Annotated in this window: 17 protein-coding genes; 7 read left to right on the top strand and 10 right to left on the bottom strand. The window is 39.8% G+C overall.

The window, feature by feature from the left end:
• The first annotated feature begins 187 nt into the window (after positions 1 to 187).
• Positions 188 to 718, top strand: coding sequence for an SRPBCC family protein (locus B0B05_RS09410; protein ID WP_076783401.1), 531 nt, complete (start codon positions 188 to 190; stop codon positions 716 to 718).
• Positions 719 to 773: 55 nt separating this feature from the next.
• Here B0B05_RS09410 and B0B05_RS09405 read toward each other — a convergent pair whose 3' ends face one another.
• Positions 774 to 3,614: an alpha-amylase family glycosyl hydrolase gene (locus B0B05_RS09405; RefSeq protein WP_076783400.1), complete on the bottom strand. Its 2,841-nt coding sequence runs from the start codon at positions 3,612 to 3,614 to the stop codon at positions 774 to 776.
• Between the two features lie 360 nt (positions 3,615 to 3,974).
• On the opposite strand from B0B05_RS09405, the gene B0B05_RS09400 reads away from it, so the two are divergent.
• The gene (locus B0B05_RS09400; protein ID WP_076783399.1) at positions 3,975 to 4,445 is read left to right on the top strand and encodes an Lrp/AsnC ligand binding domain-containing protein; all 471 of its coding nucleotides are present in this window, start codon (positions 3,975 to 3,977) and stop codon (positions 4,443 to 4,445) included.
• Between the two features lie 55 nt (positions 4,446 to 4,500).
• Positions 4,501 to 5,247 carry a deoxyribose-phosphate aldolase gene (deoC, locus tag B0B05_RS09395; RefSeq protein WP_084173922.1) on the top strand — a complete coding sequence of 249 codons (747 nt, stop codon included), beginning with the start codon at positions 4,501 to 4,503 and terminating at the stop codon, positions 5,245 to 5,247.
• A 4-nt stretch (positions 5,248 to 5,251) separates the two neighbouring features.
• On the opposite strand, the gene B0B05_RS09390 is transcribed toward deoC, so the two are convergent.
• From B0B05_RS09390 to lpxK, 7 genes are all read right to left on the bottom strand, one after another.
• Positions 5,252 to 6,385: an FAD-dependent oxidoreductase gene (locus B0B05_RS09390; protein WP_262488148.1), complete on the bottom strand. Its 1,134-nt coding sequence runs from the start codon at positions 6,383 to 6,385 to the stop codon at positions 5,252 to 5,254.
• Positions 6,386 to 6,437: 52 nt separating this feature from the next.
• Positions 6,438 to 7,190: a helix-turn-helix domain-containing protein gene (locus B0B05_RS09385; protein WP_076783396.1), complete on the bottom strand. Its 753-nt coding sequence runs from the start codon at positions 7,188 to 7,190 to the stop codon at positions 6,438 to 6,440.
• A gap of 18 nt (positions 7,191 to 7,208) precedes the next feature.
• Positions 7,209 to 8,678: an alpha-amylase gene (locus B0B05_RS09380; RefSeq protein ID WP_076783395.1), complete on the bottom strand. Its 1,470-nt coding sequence runs from the start codon at positions 8,676 to 8,678 to the stop codon at positions 7,209 to 7,211.
• Between the two features lie 199 nt (positions 8,679 to 8,877).
• Entirely contained in the window at positions 8,878 to 9,963 is a 1,086-nt protein-coding gene (dinB, locus tag B0B05_RS09375; RefSeq protein ID WP_076783394.1) for a DNA polymerase IV, read from the bottom strand.
• 183 nt (positions 9,964 to 10,146) lie between these two features.
• Positions 10,147 to 10,662, bottom strand: a complete 516-nt coding sequence (locus tag B0B05_RS09370; RefSeq protein ID WP_076783393.1) for a TlpA family protein disulfide reductase — start codon at positions 10,660 to 10,662, stop codon at positions 10,147 to 10,149.
• Between the two features lie 257 nt (positions 10,663 to 10,919).
• Positions 10,920 to 11,732, bottom strand: coding sequence for a purine-nucleoside phosphorylase (locus B0B05_RS09365; RefSeq protein WP_076783392.1), 813 nt, complete (start codon positions 11,730 to 11,732; stop codon positions 10,920 to 10,922).
• A complete protein-coding gene (gene lpxK / locus B0B05_RS09360; RefSeq protein ID WP_076783391.1) occupies positions 11,716 to 12,741 on the bottom strand; it encodes a tetraacyldisaccharide 4'-kinase in 1,026 nt (341 codons plus the stop codon). The genes B0B05_RS09365 and lpxK overlap by 17 nt, the downstream gene beginning before the upstream one ends.
• 156 nt (positions 12,742 to 12,897) lie before the next feature.
• Here lpxK and B0B05_RS09355 point away from each other — a divergent pair, with 156 nt between their 5' ends.
• From B0B05_RS09355 to nadA, 3 genes are all read left to right on the top strand, one after another.
• Positions 12,898 to 13,755: a YicC/YloC family endoribonuclease gene (locus tag B0B05_RS09355; RefSeq protein WP_076783390.1), complete on the top strand. Its 858-nt coding sequence runs from the start codon at positions 12,898 to 12,900 to the stop codon at positions 13,753 to 13,755.
• 110 nt (positions 13,756 to 13,865) lie between these two features.
• Positions 13,866 to 14,429 (top strand): guanylate kinase, encoded by a 564-nt coding sequence (gene gmk / locus B0B05_RS09350; RefSeq protein WP_076783389.1) that lies wholly within the window; start codon positions 13,866 to 13,868, stop codon positions 14,427 to 14,429.
• A gap of 50 nt (positions 14,430 to 14,479) precedes the next feature.
• Positions 14,480 to 15,496 carry a quinolinate synthase NadA gene (gene nadA / locus B0B05_RS09345; protein WP_076783388.1) on the top strand — a complete coding sequence of 339 codons (1,017 nt, stop codon included), beginning with the start codon at positions 14,480 to 14,482 and terminating at the stop codon, positions 15,494 to 15,496.
• 231 nt (positions 15,497 to 15,727) lie between these two features.
• Here nadA and B0B05_RS09340 read toward each other — a convergent pair whose 3' ends face one another.
• Positions 15,728 to 16,393 carry an MFS transporter gene (locus B0B05_RS09340; RefSeq protein ID WP_076783387.1) on the bottom strand — a complete coding sequence of 222 codons (666 nt, stop codon included), beginning with the start codon at positions 16,391 to 16,393 and terminating at the stop codon, positions 15,728 to 15,730.
• A 755-nt stretch (positions 16,394 to 17,148) separates the two neighbouring features.
• The gene (locus B0B05_RS09335) at positions 17,149 to 17,817 is read right to left on the bottom strand and encodes a helix-turn-helix domain-containing protein (RefSeq protein WP_084173920.1); all 669 of its coding nucleotides are present in this window, start codon (positions 17,815 to 17,817) and stop codon (positions 17,149 to 17,151) included.
• A gap of 35 nt (positions 17,818 to 17,852) precedes the next feature.
• On the opposite strand from B0B05_RS09335, the gene B0B05_RS09330 reads away from it, so the two are divergent.
• The coding region (locus B0B05_RS09330) for a transposase (protein ID WP_143745986.1) at positions 17,853 to 18,120 on the top strand (268 nt) is incomplete at its 3' end.

The raw sequence follows: 18,120 nt of genomic DNA, 5'->3' as shown, positions 1-18,120 counted from the left end.
CAGTTTCTGCGCAATAAAAAAATAGCGGGAACGGAGGGCGGATACAGGCGCCCAAAAAATGAAAAACAGGTATATAAAAGTTATTGCGAAACGAAATTCTGTTTACATTTGTTTTAACTTAAACTATGTCAATTATGAAATCGATAGCGATTCCATAAGACTTTTAAAAATAAATAAAAATCTACTTATGAAAAAATTTTTGAAAATTATTGGCGTCATTTTGGCGGTTTTTATTGCTTATTGTGTGATTGCAATGTTGTTTTTTGACAGCAAATGTCATAACGAACACTCTCTAGTTATCAATGCTCCGAAAGAAAAAGTGTGGCAAAATGTAAACTCTATGAAAGCCTTCAACACCTGGAACCCGTGGATGAAATATGACCCGAATCTGGCGGTGACTTACAAAGGAACGAGTGGCGAGGTGGGCGACGGCTACCACTGGAAAGGCAATGAGGATGTGGGTGAAGGTGAACAGGAAATAACGGCCATAACGCCTGGCGAAAAAGTGGCAACGAAAATGCATTTTATCAAACCGATGGATGATACTGCAACGTCTGACCTGCTTTTGGCTTCGGAAGGCTCGGGAACCAAAGTGACTTGGAATATTGATTATGAAATTGAAACGCTTTATAAACCGATGAGACCACTGATGACCTGGCAGATGAACAAATCGTTCTCGGAAGGGCTCGGCAAACTGAAAGAACTTTCTGAAAAATAAAAAATCGCCTCGAATTTTCGAGGCGATTTTATTTGATTTTAAAATTTATTTTGTATTATTTAATGATTAGTTTAGAAACTGCCAAACCTTCATCAGATTTTAACTGAACTAAGTATGTTCCAGAAGTCATTCCGTTGACAGAGAATGTTTCGTCTCCTTTAGCAGATTTCAATCCGAAAGATTTTACCAATTTGCCATTAAGATCGTATATGTTGATCTGTCCGTTTTTAGCTTTGCTGTATCTGATTTTCAATAATCCGTCAGTAGCAGGATTCTGAACGATTTGTAATGATGTTTTGTTGGCATCAATTTTAGTTTCATCAGTTGCCAGAGCCGTCTGATTACCAAAAATTCTGAATTCTCCTGGTTGAAGCACGACAGTTGTAGAACCGCCAGCGTTCATAGAAGAATTATCCATCAAATTATACCAAGTTCCGGCGTAAGGGAAATTAGGTGTTACAGTTTGAGCCGTTGTTGTGAAATTCGCTACTACAACTACATTTTTCAAAGAAGATGAAGGTAAAGCATCATTCCAAACAAAAATTCTTGGTAAAAGATTTCCTGATTCTACTGTGAAAGTAGTTGTATCAAAAACTTGATTAGATAATCTGATTGCTAATATTTTTGACCAAGTATCATAAACCGCTTTTCTATTAGCGTTGGTATCATAACCTAAAGTAAAAGCTACAGGTTTTGGAGAAGTTCTGCAATCGTTGCTAATCGTTCCGTTTTCGCATCGGTTGATACTGAAATCGTAACCCAATTCTCCAAATTGCCAAATCATTTTTGGTCCTGGAACTGTAAAGAAAACTGCACCAAATGCTTTTTGTCTTTCAAGCGCAGTATTTAAATCTTTAACATTGTAAGAACCATTGGTGTTTCCGTAAGCTAGGTTTTTGAACATTAATCTTTCTTCGTCGTGACTTTCACCATAGCTGATGTTTCTTCTTTCAGAAAAAGTATGGTTTTCGAAATCCACTCGGTTGAAATTGCTGTCAGAATCATAACCCATTGTGTTTTGATTGTAAGCTCCAACTAGATTGTCCCACATCATTACACCTTTTCCTTCATTCAGTCTGTAATTTGCCCACTCTCTTTCTTCAGCGTTTCCGCCCAAATGTTCAAAAATAATATATGAAGTTGGATCGTAAGACCATTGATAGTCTGAATATAACTTCAGAACATCAACTCTGTCTTGCTGGTACGCACCGGTACAGGCCTCGTCCGAAGGTGTACAATTCTGGGTAAAACCTTTGGTGAGATCCCAGCGGAAACCGTCAATTTTATATTCCGAGATCCACTGTTCAAGTACTCTGTTGACATAATATCTTGTTTCTGGTTTTGAATGGTTGAAATCATAAAATACGTTGTAAGCATGTTTTGGCAATTGGTTGAAGTATGGGTTGTTAGCCGCCACATCTCCATAAGCGCCAGTGGTGCTTGTGGACCATAATCTTTCTAGCGGAGATCTTCCTGTCGCATGATTAAGTGCAACATCTAAAATTACTGCAATACCATTTTGGTGACACTTGTCAATAAATTCCTTGAATTTTTCAGGTGTTCCGTATGCTTTATCCAACGCAAGATGGAATCCCGGATTATAACCCCAAGAATTATTTCCATCAAATTCCATCACCGGCAATAATTCGATGGCATTGACATTGAGTCCCTTGATATATGGGATTTTATCAATCATCGCCTGCCAGTTTTTCTGTTCCGTAAAATCTCTTACCAGAGCTTCGTACACAATCAGATTCTGCTTTGCAGGCCTTTGGAAGTTCGTTACTGTCCAGTTGTAAGCCGGTTTTGCAGTTTGAATCACCGATACATCATACTGTTGCCCTGCAGGATATTTCATCGTGTTCTGTAATTCCGGATAAATCGCAGAAGAAATCCAGGAATCATCATCCGGAGATAAAACTAAGGTAGAGTAAGGATCGGCGACCTTAATCCCGTCACTGGTTCTGTATTGGAAAGTATAGACTTTTTGTGGCGTAAGTCCAGTAATTTCGATCCAGTAAAGATCCGGATTATTGGTATCTCTTTTCATCAGGTAATTGGATGAGATCTGCCAGTTATTATTATCAAAACTACCAATCACATGCACATAATTTTTATAAGGCGCATAGAGAGCCAGGCCAACTTTTGTAGGGTCCGCAGGGTCATAAGTGATCCCCTGCCTCATATAGGCCGGCATAGCAGCCGTCTGTACGTCAGCTGATGGGGAAACAGAGAAATTGGATGTAAGAGTTGTACCAGACGCCGTGTCTGTTGCCGTTACCTGAAATTGATTATCTGTGGTAATGGTTGGAGAAACAGAAATACCGGATACATTGTTGCCGGTGTAGATGGTGTTTCCGTTCGATTTTACAACATAGTTGGCGGGCAGAGAAGTGCTGTAAGTGATGGGATAACTGGTGCCGGAAGCTACAAAATTAACCGAGCCGTCCGCAGGTGTGGTTGTGACAAACTGAAACCGCCCCACCTCTGAATAGAAATTCTGAGATTGTCCGTTTCCGGTTTTTGTTTTCAGAAGGAAACCTATTTTTCCAATCCCTGTCCTGTTGTAGAAAGTTTTTGGAACAAAGGCAATTGTATAAGTATCATTACCGGCATTGTAAGTCAACTTATTGGCTTCGTTGGATGCGCCCCACGTTCCGTTGGTAGGACAATCCAACGGATTGGCATCACTGCTGTCATAAGACCAGGCCCAGAGATAAAGCGAATGGTTGGCAATTCCCCAGGCTGTCTCATCAATACTATTACCGTTAAATGTAATGGTAACAGACTCGTCGTCGTTAAAAGTTGCAGGACTGATTGTAGAAGTGACAGTCTGCTGCTGCGCAAATGTTGCGATCGCAATTAAGAATGCGATCAGGTTATAAAAATGTTTCATAAAAAAGGTCTATATATATTTTTTAAATATATACTTTTTTACAAAATCACCCCTTTATATCAAAACCGCAAAAAAAATGCATTTAATACACTTAATAACAGATAGTTAAACAACAAACAAACCACTAATCATTAACTGAATGTCAATTTAATTTTAACCAAAAGTTACACAAAACGCCATTCATTATAATACACATTCTGTATTAATTGTTTTGAAATAATCATAATATTTTTTACATTTTCTATTAATTTATTTATTTTTACAAAAAATTAAAAATAATGAACATTTTTTTTAGCCAATTTGGAAATCAATGTTTTTAAAATTAATTATTGACCTATAAAACTAACTATTACTTAAAATATGAAGAGTGCTTCTGAAAGCGGTTACCATCTGGACGGGGTAGATAAAGAGATCATCTATATGCTGATGGATAACGCCAAAACATCACTGGCGCAGATATCCAAAAACGTGGGTATTTCCACAACCGCCGTACATCAGAGAATCAAAAAACTGGAACAGGCCGGTGTGATAGAAAACTCAATATCTTTTCTTAACCCAAGGAAAATTGGTTACAAAGTGGTGTCTTATATAGGTGTTTTTCTGGAGCAACCCAGCCATTATCAGGATGCCGTAAAAAACCTCAACCTTGTGAATGAGGTTGTAGAAGCCCACTACACAACAGGCAACTACACTATTTTCCTAAAAGTCCTATGCAAGGACAATGACCACCTTATGCAGATCCTGAATAAAATACAAAAGCTAAAAGGCGTTACCCGCACAGAAACTTTTATATCGCTGGAGCAGAGCATCAACAGGCAGCTGAGAGTTTAATTTTATAAAATTATTAAAAAGGACTTCGTTTTAAAGTCCTTTTTTTATTTTTGTAATTATGGAAATTAATCAATACTTAGACTCTACATACCTGAAGACACCCGAACAGTCAGGCCTTACAGAGGAACAAACATTCGATAAAGTCAGGGCGCTTACCGATGAAGCCATCACTTATCATTTTAAAGAAGTGATGATCCGGCCCAATTTTGTAAAACTGATCAAAGATTATATTACCTCACAGCATTCCAACGTTTTGGTGGGTACTGTTATAGGTTTTCATGAAGGGACTTATTCTCTCGAAGAAAAACTGGAAGAGGCAGAGCAGGCTATCCTGGATGGCGTGGACGAACTAGACTATGTCATCAATTACGAAGCCTACAAAAAAGGAGAATTGTCTCTGGTAGAGAATGAATTCATAAGCGGTACAAAACTGGGATTAGAAGCCGGTAAAACCGTGAAATGGATTATAGAGATCGCAGCACTTACAGATCAACAAATTGCAGATTTAACAGCACATATCTGGAAATGGGCTCAGGATAATTTCGAAGAAAAGGATTTCTCAAGAATTTTTGTCAAATCGTCAACAGGCTTCTATAAAACCGAAGATGGTAAACCTAATGGCGCCACCTTCGAAGGGGTTAAAATTATGCTGGACAACGCCGGCAAACTTCCTGTAAAAGCGGCTGGTGGTGTTAAAACACCTGCGGACGCCGAAACAATGATTACAATGGGAATCCAAAGAATAGGAACTTCTTCTGCAAAAGCGCTTCTTGGCGAAGGCAGTGCAGAAGCCGGATACTAAGGCATTATTCTTTGTCTTTTACCTGATTAAAGAATGTTGTCATCTGATCTAATCCGTCTTTTGAGAACATTCTTTCCTGATTATCCAAAGTTTCCCTGGTAGCGTTTGCGCCTCTTTTGACCATATCTTTCTCGTAATAAGAAATAGCAGACTGCAAATCTGCAAAATGATTGCTGGTTAGGGCTTCTGCCAGCTCAAAAGAATCCTGCATGGCAACATTGGCACCCTCGCCTGCATAGGGTGGCATCCTGTGGGCCGCATCACCAATCATTGTAAGATTAGCCTGAGTTTCCCATGCCTGATCATTCGGGAAATAATATTGTGGACGTGGGATAAAATAAACTTGCTCATTGGTGAAAAACTCCTGCCATCCGAGGCTCCAGCCAGAAAACTCTTTTTGAAACCAGGCCAACACCTCATCCCTGTCTGTAAAATCGATTTTACTCTGCGAAAGCCAATTCTCGTCTGCCTTAAAATTGATAACAAACATCACAGATCCATCTTCTTTGGAGCCATAGCCAATAAACTTCTCATCATCAAAAGCCATCACCTTGCCGCCTTTTGCAAAGGTAAAAAGCTGAGGAATATACTTCTCTGCATTGTAAATATTACCCTCTATCATCGTAACGCCGGAATAGACAGCCTTAATATCTGTAATATAAGGGCGCAGCCTGGAGTTGGCGCCATCTGCTGCTACAACAAGATCTGCATAAGCCGTTGCACCGTTTTTGAATGTTAACATCCAGCCGTCGCCCGTTCTTTCCATAGCTACAAAATGCCGGTCCCAAACCATGGTTTCAGGCTGTAAAGAGTCCAGCAAAATGTCACGAAGTGGCGCCCTGTCTATTTCCGGGCGTGTTTCCGCAGTAATTTCGGTAAAGGCACTTTCGTCAAACTTCACATTCATCATTCTGTCTGTCAGAAGCATTTTGCTTGCCGCAGGACGGTGATGTTTATAAAATTCATCTAAAAGGCCGGCACGCTTAATAGCTTCCAGGCCTGTTCCCGGATGCAAATCCAGAGTTGAACCCTGCACCCTCACATCACGTCCGCGATCTCTTTCATAAACACGGGCGTCCGCACCTTTTATCTGTAATAATCTTGCCAGTGACAAACCGGCAGGGCCACCGCCAACGATGGCTACTTTTTTTATCTTTTAACAACATTATTTTCCATTTAATAATGCAAAATTACTTGCTGTTAAAATGTAAAAATTGTAAAAATCGGTTATTTTCATTTTTAAACAACTCTTTGGGAGAAGCCCCGGAAAGTCTTTTGATTTCTTTGATAAAGTGGGACTGATCATAGTAATTGAGCTGAGGGAACAGCTGCCCGTTATTAATATGAGCCAACGAAGCCTGAAAACGAAGTATATTACAATAGGCTTTTAAAGAAAGCCCAAACTGGTTATTAAAGTACTGGTTAATCTGACGTTCACCCCAATTTATACGCTGCGAAATGTCCCTTACACCCATTTCTCCATTCGTTTGAAAAATAAGATCAAAAAGCTGTTTTTTGCGGGGATCGGTTTTGCCCGGGATTAAAGATACAATCATGGATAACGATTTTTCACAAAAAGCAGAAAAGTCATCCAAATCACTTTCCCTGTAATCCCAAAAGTCCGGAGAAAGTTTTTCCCCATGATTCAAAATACCGGCAATGTCACGTTGGAGGATATATTCTATCCCCAATGGATTAAAACTGATTGAAAAAAGTGTAGTAATCTCATCTTCCCGCATGCTTTTCGGCTTGGTCTCAAGGCCAACCAGGCTGATGCAAAATTCGCCGCCTTTGGTTTTATACAGATGCAGGTCAACCCTTCCGTTTGGGATAATAACACCATTAGAAATACCGGAAATATTTTCTAAGGCAGAAAAGCCGTAAACGTAATCAAAAAGATCATCTTCCTGATCAATTTTTCTAAACTGGAAACCGGTTGTCATATCCTGGATAATCTAATCTTACTCCGCCACCCAAACGCTTACGTTGCCTGCCGGACATGGGAAGTCGGCCCGGCCATTCTTGTCAGCAACAATCTTATCCTGCAAATGTCCCGTAAAATCAAAGAAAGTTTTTCCTGCATAGATCTTCCCCATCTCCATTGATTTATGATTTTTATCTTTATTGCTTAGCACAACAGCACAGCCGCCATGTTCTTTATCACCTTTTCTTACCCAGCCAATGCAGTGGGCGTCATCAAAGTAATCCTGCTGTTCCCCGTAAGCATAATCCTTTCTGGCTTTTAAAAGAGCTTCTATGGCGTCTACTTTTTCAAGGACAATCTCATACTCTTTGCCATCTTTGCCATGATCTTTGTAGCTGGCGCCGTAAAGATCGGGATAAAAAACACATGGGTAGCCATCGTTTCGCAACAGAATCAGAGCATAGGCTATTGGTTTGAACCACGTATCTACTGGCGCTTCCAAAGCCTGCAATGGCTGTGTGTCATGATTATCCACCACAGTCACTGCTTTATCAGGACGAGATCCCACCAAGGTTTCTGTAAATATCTCTCTCAGGTCGTAATCCGGATTTTTGGAGGCCGTATGCAGGTTGTTTTGCAGTGATGAATCAAAGAGGCTCATGCAGCCGTCTGTAGAATCTATATAAGCTTCTAATAGTTTTAAAAACCCAGGCGCCCAATATTCGCCAACTGCAAAAATATTTTCTCCTACATTGGAACGCAGATTATTAAGCCATTCTTTGTAAAAGTCGGGTGAGATATGCTTTACCGCATCCAGTCGCACACCGTCAAAACCGGTCTGGTCATGGTACCACTTACCCCAATAGTTCAGCTCCTTCCTTACAAATGGGTTGCGATGCTCTATATCATCATACATCAGGAAGTCATAGTTGCCTTTCTCATCATTAACGATCTCATCCCAGTTATCACCATAATCATTGATAATCCTATAGATACCCGGATCTTTGCCTTCGGCATAATCCACACCGGTAAAACAGGTAAAATTCCATTCAAAGTCAGAATATTTTTTTTGCCTTCCCGGGAAAGTAAATTTGGTATAAGATTCAATTTCCATGACATCAGAGATGACTTTGTTGCGGTTATTTTGATCAACCTGCACCACCTGAAATGTCTCAAGCTCATCGCCGCCGGCTTTGTGATTCAGCACTATATCTACAATGACCTGCATGTTGTGGCTTTTCAAAGCCTTAATCGCATCAAGGTACTCGTCTTTGTTGCCGTATTTGGTAGGGACGCTTCCTTTCTGATCAAATTCTCCCAGGTCAAACAAATCATAAGGGCCATAGCCAACACCGTAACCTCCGCTAATCGCTTTGTAGGCAGGCGGCAGCCAAACGGCAGTAATGCCAAGATCCGCAAGATAAGAAACCGATTCGTTAACGTGTTTCCACAAAAAAGAGTCTCCAGGTGTATACCAGTGGAAAAATTGAATCATTGTACCGTTCATAGTGGGTAGATATTTTCGTTATTAAAGATTTTGTGAGCGTTGAACTATGAAAATATCAAGCCAACAGATGAGCAAAAATTTTACTTAGACAGCCTAAATAATTTATCTGTGACATATATCCGTCTCCGATTTTCACTTAATGCAATTGATTCTGGTAGGAGCACTGATTTAACGGGCATATTGAAGGAGGATTCAGACTTCACAATTCATATTCCTCAAAGGGTATTTTTAACTGTACCGATACTTGTTTTTTCTCATCTGTATTCAGGTTAGAAAGCGACAGCCCAAGCAGGCGGATAGCTTTATCAAACGGGCGTAGCTCCCAGAGCTGCCTGGCTGTGTTGTAAAATTTCGTAGCATTCTCATAATACAACTCCTGCGTTTTGCTTCTTGTGTAGAGGGAAAAATCTTTATACTTAATCTTCAGTGTCAGTGTTTTACCCTTAATATCTTTTTTGCTTAACCGTTCTTGGAGTTCATCGCTAAGGGATTTCAGTTTTTCTTCAATCTCCTCGTCCTCATTAATGTCATCCCAAAACGTACGTTCCACAGCCACACTTTTCTGGATCCTGTCAGGCTTAACCTCACCGTTATGAATACCGCGCACTACATTGTAATAATAGCGCCCGGACTTACCAAAAAGCCCTTCCAGCTGTTCCAAAGATTTGGCTTTGAGATCGGCACCTTTAAAGATATGAAGTTCGTGCATGCGGTTGGCAGTAACCTTTCCGATGCCGTAGAATTTCTCTATCGGCAGCTTCTCCAGAAAGTCATCAATCCTAGTGGGATGAATGGTTTTCTGCCCATTGGGTTTGTTGATATCAGAAGCTACTTTTGCCAGGAATTTGTTAACCGAGATCCCTGCGGAAGCCGTCAATCCGGTATCTTCCAAGATGCGCTGCCTAATTTCACGTGCGATATCATTGGCAGATTCGATACCCTTTTTATTCTCGGTCACATCCAGATAGGCTTCATCCAGGGAAAGCGGCTCAACCAAATCGGTATACTCGTGAAAAATATTTCTGATTTTGGCAGAGATCTCTTTGTACCTGTGAAACCGTGGTTTTACAAAAATCAGCTGCGGGCATTTTTCTTTGGCTGTCTTACTGGGCATTGCGGAGCGCACACCAAACTTCCGGGCCTCATAACTCGCAGCGGCAACCACGCCACGGTGGCCGCCACCTACGGCAATAGCTTTCCCACGCAGTCCCGGATTATCCAGCTGCTCAACAGAAGCGTAGAACGCATCCATATCCACGTGTATTATTTTGCGCTGAGCTTGCATGAAGTGGAAGTTAAATACAAGATTTTAGAAATTAGTATAATAAAATTAAACCTTTTAAGCAATGGGACAATATTGATGATGTTCTAAAGACTCACTAATTACCAATCTTTTTCAATTTTCTTTCATCAATTACTACAAATTTAAGCAAAAAAAATCCCGGAAATTTTTCGGGATTGTATATTATTATTTTGTAAGCTTGTCGATTGTCGATTGAATTTCTGGGTCATCCGGTGAGATGGCATAGTATTTTGCAATGTTCGATTTTTGATCCACCACAATGTACCTCGGGATCCAGTTGAGGTCAATATAATTGTTGAAATCATTCTTCCAACCCGACGCGAACCAGTAATTTTCTTTATCCTTCATCTCAAATTTATCCAGGCTTTTATCAAAACCTTCTCTGGAGCGTTCCAGTGAAAGAAAAACAAAATCAATATTTGGGTTTTGCGCCTCGAGTTCGGCAGCTTTTGGAAACGCTTTTAAACAATCTCTGCACCAACCAGCCCAGAAATCTAAAACGACTACTTTGCCTTTGTGATGATCCAGAATGTCCTTAATAGAAATCTCTTTCCCATTTTCATCCTGTAATTTTTGTGCTAAAGCTTCTTTAGAAAAATTGGTTTTAAGCACTTTGGGAAACTCCTGGGAAAAACCAAACTGAAAAGCCAACAGTAAGATGTAAGCTAAAATCCTCTTCATTTTTTTAATTATTTACAACGAATTTAGTCAATATAATTTAATAGAGGTCAAAAGATATTTTCATAACGCCATTCTTTATTACAAGGATTTCTGATTATTTCTAATTCTCTCAGATTTTTCTGATTATGCAAATGCTGAAATTAAAATCTGTCTTATTAGGGAGAATATTATATTTTTTAGAATGTAATTAAGTTATGACCTCTACAATTTAAAAAAAAAGCGGCCATTTTGCCGCCAATATCCATTTACCAATATAATCAGTAATTTCTTACCAGGCCTTTGACTAATTTTATGACATTAGGCATCGCCTTGTTGGCGGCTTCCAAAACTTCATCATGTGAGACTGCAAAGGCAATTTCCGGACCTCCCAAATCGGTGATAACAGAAAGACAAAAACAATCCATCCCCTGATGCCTGGCAACAATAACTTCGGGCACGGTACTCATCCCGACAGCATCTCCACCAATGGCCCGTACCATACCATACTCCGCCGGTGTCTCGAATGTTGGCCCGGACAGTGCCACATAAACGCCTTCTTTAGCATCAATAGCTTCGGTCTTGGCGACATCCTTTGCAACGGCAATCATCTTCTTGCTGTAAGGTTCACTCATATCCACAAAGCGTGGCCCCAGTTCGTCTATATTACGGCCTCTCAGCGGATGCTCGGGCATCATATTGATGTGATCTGTCAAGATCATAATGTCGGCCACGCTGAAGTCAGGATTAACGCCCCCGGCAGCGTTGGAAAGAATCAGGTTTTTGATCCCCAAAAGATGAAAAACCCGTATCGGGAATGTCACCGTCTCCATAGAGTGGCCCTCATAATAGTGGAATCTTCCACTCATCATAAGAACTTTTTTACCTTCCAGCATACCATAAATCAGCTTACCGCCGTGCCCAGCAACTGTCGTTTGCGGAAAGTGAGGGATCTCTTTATAATCCAAGGTATGGATAGCTTCTACCTCGTTCTGAAGTGTTCCAAGGCCGGAACCCAAAACGATGGCAAAATCAGGTGTCTCCCCAATAATATTTTTGATAAATTCTGCTGTATGCTTATACTTTTCTAACATAATTCTGAATAATCTTATTAAACTCTTCGCGCTTATCAATCTCCACGTTTATTGGCCAATAGAAGATCTTATCACGCAGATAATCAAACGTCTTCAGGCGTACATAATCCTTCTCTGTCGTCAGGATCATTTTGTATTCGCCCAGTTTTTTGTATTCATTGGTTATCTTTTTTATATCATCATCGGTAAAGTTGTGATGATCTTTATACTGCAGATGCTTCACCTTCTTATTATACTTCGCAATCTCTTTCAGGAGCTGTGAAGGATTGGCAATCCCGGTAATCAGAAGGACATCGTAATAATCCAGGTTTTTTACCGGCATTATTTTATCAATGCCCAAAATATTTTCGTCATACGATATTGCAGAGAAAAACACCTTCTGGTAATGCTGCGGCTTGATCCTGGAGATATAATATTGTTTTTTTTCTTCGGTAAGATCATCCGGGCATTTGGTCACCATGATGATATTGGCACGTTTCATCCCGTTTCTGCTCTCGCGCAAATCTCCCGCAGGCAGAATAAAATCTTTAAAATATGGGTCGTTATAATCGGTAAGCAGAAGATTCATCCCCGGTTTTATGGCACGGTGCTGATAGCTGTCATCCAGGATGAGGACATCCAGATCCATCTCATCAATAATCTTTTTGGCACCATACACACGGTCTTCGCAAACACCAATGACAAAACGGTTCCGAAACCGCTCAAACAACTGCATAGGTTCGTCGCCTACCAATTTATAGTTACTGTCATAGTTAACGATCTTATAACCTTTTGTGATGCGCCCATAACCGCGTGACAAGACTCCTGTTCTGCAAGAGCGCGACAGAAAATCCGCCAGGTACATAACCATCGGCGACTTTCCGCTGCCTCCTACCGACAGGTTACCGACACCAATAATTGGTGTTTTAAATTTCGTAGAAGAAAAAATTCCCCAATCATACATCCGATTCCTGATGCTAGTAACCAAATGATAACCTAAGGAAAAAGGGTAGAGATACCATCTTTTCATAGTCCGCAAAAATACGATTTTACACAAATAGTATTCCAAAAAAACACCAAGTTTATACAATCATAATGTTAATTCCTGTTTTTGATCAGCATAATACAATTCTAACAATTTTCTCCTGACCGAAAATGATTATCTTTGCAACCTTATAAGAATCTTATGATATTATCTATGACAGGCTTCGGCAGGGCTGAGGCTTTGTTTGAAGGAAAAAAAGTATCAGTAGACATCAAGTCGCTGAACAGCAAAAACTTTGACCTCAATATAAAAACCCCAGTACGGTACAAGGAAAAGGAATATGAAATCAGAAAAATGCTGAATGACAGAATCCTGAGAGGCAAGGTCGACTGCTACGTCCAGTGCGAAAATCTGGAAGAGAGCAATGATGTCACCATCAACAGGGATGTTATCAATAATTATATCAGCCAGCTCAAGGGTATCTCCGCAGATGGGCCGGATTTCGAATATCTTAAAATGGCCGTAAGAATGCCGGAAGCATTGTCTACAAAAACATCCGAAATAGATGAGCCGGAATGGCAGTTTCTTTTCGGGGTTGTAAGTGAGGCGGTGGGAAGGTTTCTGGAATTCAGGAAAACCGAAGGGTTGACTTTGCATAAAGAACTTGAAAAAAACCTCCTGAAGATAGAAAGCAACCTGGCCAAAGTTCCCGGTTTTGAGGAAGAGAGAATTGCCAATGTGAAAGACCGTTATCAATCCTCGCTTAAAGAATTTGAGAATATCGATGAAACCAGATATTATCAGGAAATCATGTTTTATATAGAAAAACTGGATATCTCTGAGGAAAAAGTAAGACTGGCCCAACACATAAGGTACTATCTGGATGTGATGAATAACGAAGATTTCAACGGTAAAAAACTGGGCTTTATCGCTCAGGAAATGGGCCGCGAAATTAATACACTGGGGTCAAAAGCCAATCATTCCCAAATCCAGAAACTGGTGGTGGAAATGAAGGATGATCTTGAGAAAATAAAAGAACAGACACTTAATATATTATAATTGATAATTGATAATTGATAATTGATAATTGATAATTGATAATTGATAATTGATAATTGATAATTGATAATTGATAATTGATAATTGATAATTAAATTTACCAATTGCGTATGGGAAAAGTAATTATTTTTTCGGCACCATCCGGTAGTGGTAAAACCACATTGGTTAAGCACGGTTTATCTGTGGTGCCACAATTGAGTTTTTCGGTTTCAGCCACTACAAGATTGCCAAGAGGCGAAGAAAAACACGCTCAGGATTATTACTTCCTGACACCCGAGGAGTTCCGCACAAAAATTACGGAACAGGCATTTGTAGAATTTGAAGAGGTTTACACCGACAAATATTACGGCACGCTAAAGTCTGAAGTAGAGCGGATCTGGCAGGAAGGCAAAGTAGTCATCTTTGATGTGGATGTTAAAGGCGGCGTCCGGCTCAAAAACATTTTTGGGGATAAGGCCCTGTCCATATTTATCATGCCACCAAGCATTGCGGAATTGGAACGGAGATTGATCTCCAGAGATACAGATTCTGCCGAGACCATCAGAACCAGAGTGGCCAAAGCCGAAGAAGAGATGGCCTATAAAGACCAGTTTGACACCGTCATCGTTAATACCGATTTGGCAGAAGCAAAAGCCGAAGTAGAAAAGGTGATTAACCAATTTATAAATCATTAGTTGAGCCATAACACACAGCTCCACATTCATTTAATCTAAAAAAAACCGAGATGAAAGATACACTTGACACCGCCGTAGATCAGATGCCTGTAAAAGGTTTTCTGGATCTTAAAGGTTTGGAAATCCCTACCGGCGACGATCTTATAAAAGCCATCCTTGATCTTAAGAAAGAAAAAAATGCCGTCATCCTCGCCCATTACTACCAGCCTGGGCCTATCCAGGATATTGCTGATTTCCTTGGCGACTCACTGCAATTGGCAAGACAGGCAAAAGATACAGATGCTGACATGATCGCATTCTGCGGTGTCCATTTTATGGCAGAGGCTGCAAAAATACTTAATCCGAATAAAAAAGTAGTCTTACCCGACACTTTGGCAGGCTGCTCTCTGGCGGACGGATGCAGCGGTGAAGGCCTGAGAAAAATGCGTGAAAAATATCCTAACGCACTCGTAGCCACTTACATCAACTGTAATGCAGAAACTAAGGCAGAGAGCGACATCATCGTCACCAGTTCCAATGCAGAAACGATTATCGAAGCTTTACCAAAAGACCGCCCTGTCATTTTTGCCCCAGACAAAAACCTGGGCCGTTACCTCAGCAAAAAAACAGGAAGGGATATGATCCTTTGGGACGGGAGCTGCATCGTGCACGAAGCATTTTCTATGGAACGTATTGCCAAACAGCTGGCGGAGCATCCTAATGCCAAACTGATTGCACACCCCGAGAGCGAATCACCGGTGCTGGAACTGGCGCATTTTATCGGTTCAACATCTGCCCTCCTCAATTATGTGGAAAAAGACGATTGCCAGGAGTTTATCATCGCTACAGAGGAAGGCATATTGCATGAGATGAAGAAACGCGCCCCGCATAAAACATTGATCCCGGCTCTAGTTTTCGACGAGAGTTGCAACTGCTCCGAGTGCTTTTATATGAAACGCAACACTTTGGAAAAACTGTACCTGTGCATGAAGTACGAACTTCCGGAGATTATTATTGATGAAGAGTTAAGGCTCAAAGCGCTTAAGCCGATAGAAGCCATGCTCGAGCTTTCCAAAAGTATCAAATAAAATCTATTGTAACAATTAACATAATGAGATTAAGGCTGAGAAATCAGCCTTAATTTTATTTTATATCAGCACCTGGCTGTTTTCTGTGCACCTGGCAAATATATAGTACTGGGTACAGTTTCATCTATACAGGCTTCTCAATCATGTAGCCTGATACCTTTCATAATAAATCAAAATTACCAATAGCTGAATTCTTGATGGTTAGATTTATTAGCATAGATAACGATCTGCCTACGAAAGTTCCTTTTCAAAATGTTTTTCAAGCATCTCCAGGGATTTACCTTTGGTTTCCGGCATAAACTTCCATAAGAACAGCAGGGAAAGGCTGTTAATCACCGCAAAAATGATAAATGTTTTCCCGCCCAGGCTGTCCAGCAAAACCGGAAATAAAAACGCTACTGCTGCATTGGCAAACCATTGCATGCACACCGCCAGCCCTGTAGCAATACCACGGAGACGAAGCGGAAACATTTCAGAGATCATCAGCCAGTAAACTACCGCTACCATAGATTGCACAAAAAACAGAAACACAAGCATTAGGAAAAGGATGATGTAACTTCTGACTGGTGTCTCAGGCAACAGCAAAAAAGCACTGGCCAAAAGGATATGGCAACATATAACGCCCGTCAAACCACTGATAATGATGGGGCGCCTTCCTTTCTTGGAAATAAAATTAATACCAATAAGAGTAGCGACGACAGAAACAATACCGTTGCCAATAGTTGCCGTTAAAGCAGCCTGGGTGCTCAGCCCTGTTTCCAGTAAAATGGTGGGCGCAAAATACATAAATGAATTAACACCACTGAACTGGAGGACACATTTTATCTTTCTTTCTCTGACAATGATCTTATAATGGACTGATAACGGTGAACGATAAAATATTAAGTTGCTGAGCAACCTGGTTAAACAATAAAAAAGCCAGAGCTAATTATCAGTCAAGATTTCGAGAAGCTGCCTACAGAATGGTACAGGTATTTTGAGTACACAGGACAGCTAAAGAATTGTGAAAATAAGAAAATTATATTAAATGGTGTTTTAGGGACATTTTTTAATGTCTTTAGCAATATCTTTCAGCGGCTGTAATTTTCCGCCTGTTCAATCAGATCCTTAATAATCTGGGCCGTTGATTGTCCACTGAATTGATTGATCGATTGCCCAAGCCAGATATTGGTAAACTCAGCATTTTTGTGGGTCCTGGCAACCTTGCGTAATTCGCCAGAATGTTTTATAGAAAAATGGGTATTCGTATTTCAAATGACATTTATGCAGGTTGTGTCTAAAAATCATGGGAAAACTACGACTTCATTCGTGTTTTCAGTTCACAAAAAAACCTCTTAAATTACTTTAAAAGAGGTCGCTTTTTATAGTTGATCATGATATTTTATCAGAAATAGGGAGTTGTGCAACGGTTACCAATGTTGAACTAAACCTTCGGTAGCTTTCTCTGCTCCATATTTAGTTACTTTGTAAAACTAATTATTAATCAGTAAAATGGCAACAAAAAAAAGAGAACAACCTGCTTTCTTGAAATATCCTCTAAAAATTTTACGATAAATTCATAATGTTTGAAAAAACCTGTAAAAAAGCTTCCCAAGCTCCAGTTCAACAGTGTTTTCATTGTTCGTGCTACGCACGCAACGAAAACTTAGCTATTACCTGCTGGCTTTATTTTTTCTATATGTTGTGGGTGTTGATCCCGTCTGTTTTTTAAAGAATCTTGTAAAGTATGTGGGATAATCAAAGCCTAAATCATACCCTATCTCAGCAACGGTTTTATTTGATATTTCCAAATGCTTTTTTGCCTCTGAAATTATTTTATCCTGAATAATCTCTGAAGGCGTTTTACCTGTGTTGAATTTGATTAAGTCGCCAAAGTAGTTGGAAGACAAATGTAATTTATTTGAAAAATAATGAACGTTTGGCATTCCTTGCTGCCCGTTTGAATAGTAATCGTTCAGTAACTTCTTAAATTCTGTAACTAATTTGTTATAAAGTGGCTGTCTGGTTTCAAACTGACGTTTATAGCATTTGCCGATGTAAGTAAATATCAGATTGCAATAGGCCAACAAGAGAGCCATGTCATAGTTGTCTTTTTGGTATTCCTCAAAAATTTGTTCGTATAAATTTTCTATTCGGTTTTGTTCATCATTAGTTAGGAACAAGGCTTCTTTAATGTTATACTGAAAAAAGCTAAAGTCAATACTGTACTCTTGTAGAAGTATGGGCGAAATCAAAATTTGGTAACCTTCCCATCGTTTATCTACATTCCAAGTGTGAATTTGTTTAGGTTTAATAAAATATGAATATCCGTAATTACACATAATTTCGTATATTTACTTATAATTCAATTAGTTAGATGAATATATTTAGTTTTACAACGCATTTTGGGAGAGAGGAAGATTGCAGAATTCATTTTAAGGAGCAGAGAGATAAAATCGGAGTGGTTTGCAAGTGCGGTCACAAGGAGCATTTCTGGATTAAAAGCATCTGGAGCTACGAATGCAAAAAGTGTCGTAAAAGAATTTCCTTGAAAAGTGGAACGATTATGCAAAATTCTAATCTTTCATTCTTAATTTGGTACAAAACCATGTTTCTAATGAGCGTTACCAAGAAAGGGTTTTCAT

It is taken from the genome of Epilithonimonas bovis DSM 19482 (genome assembly GCF_900108115.1).
Classification (GTDB): Bacteria; Bacteroidota; Bacteroidia; order Flavobacteriales; family Weeksellaceae; genus Epilithonimonas; species Epilithonimonas bovis.
Note: the sequence above shows the minus strand (reverse complement) of the source record. Positions and strands in the feature narration are given on the sequence as shown.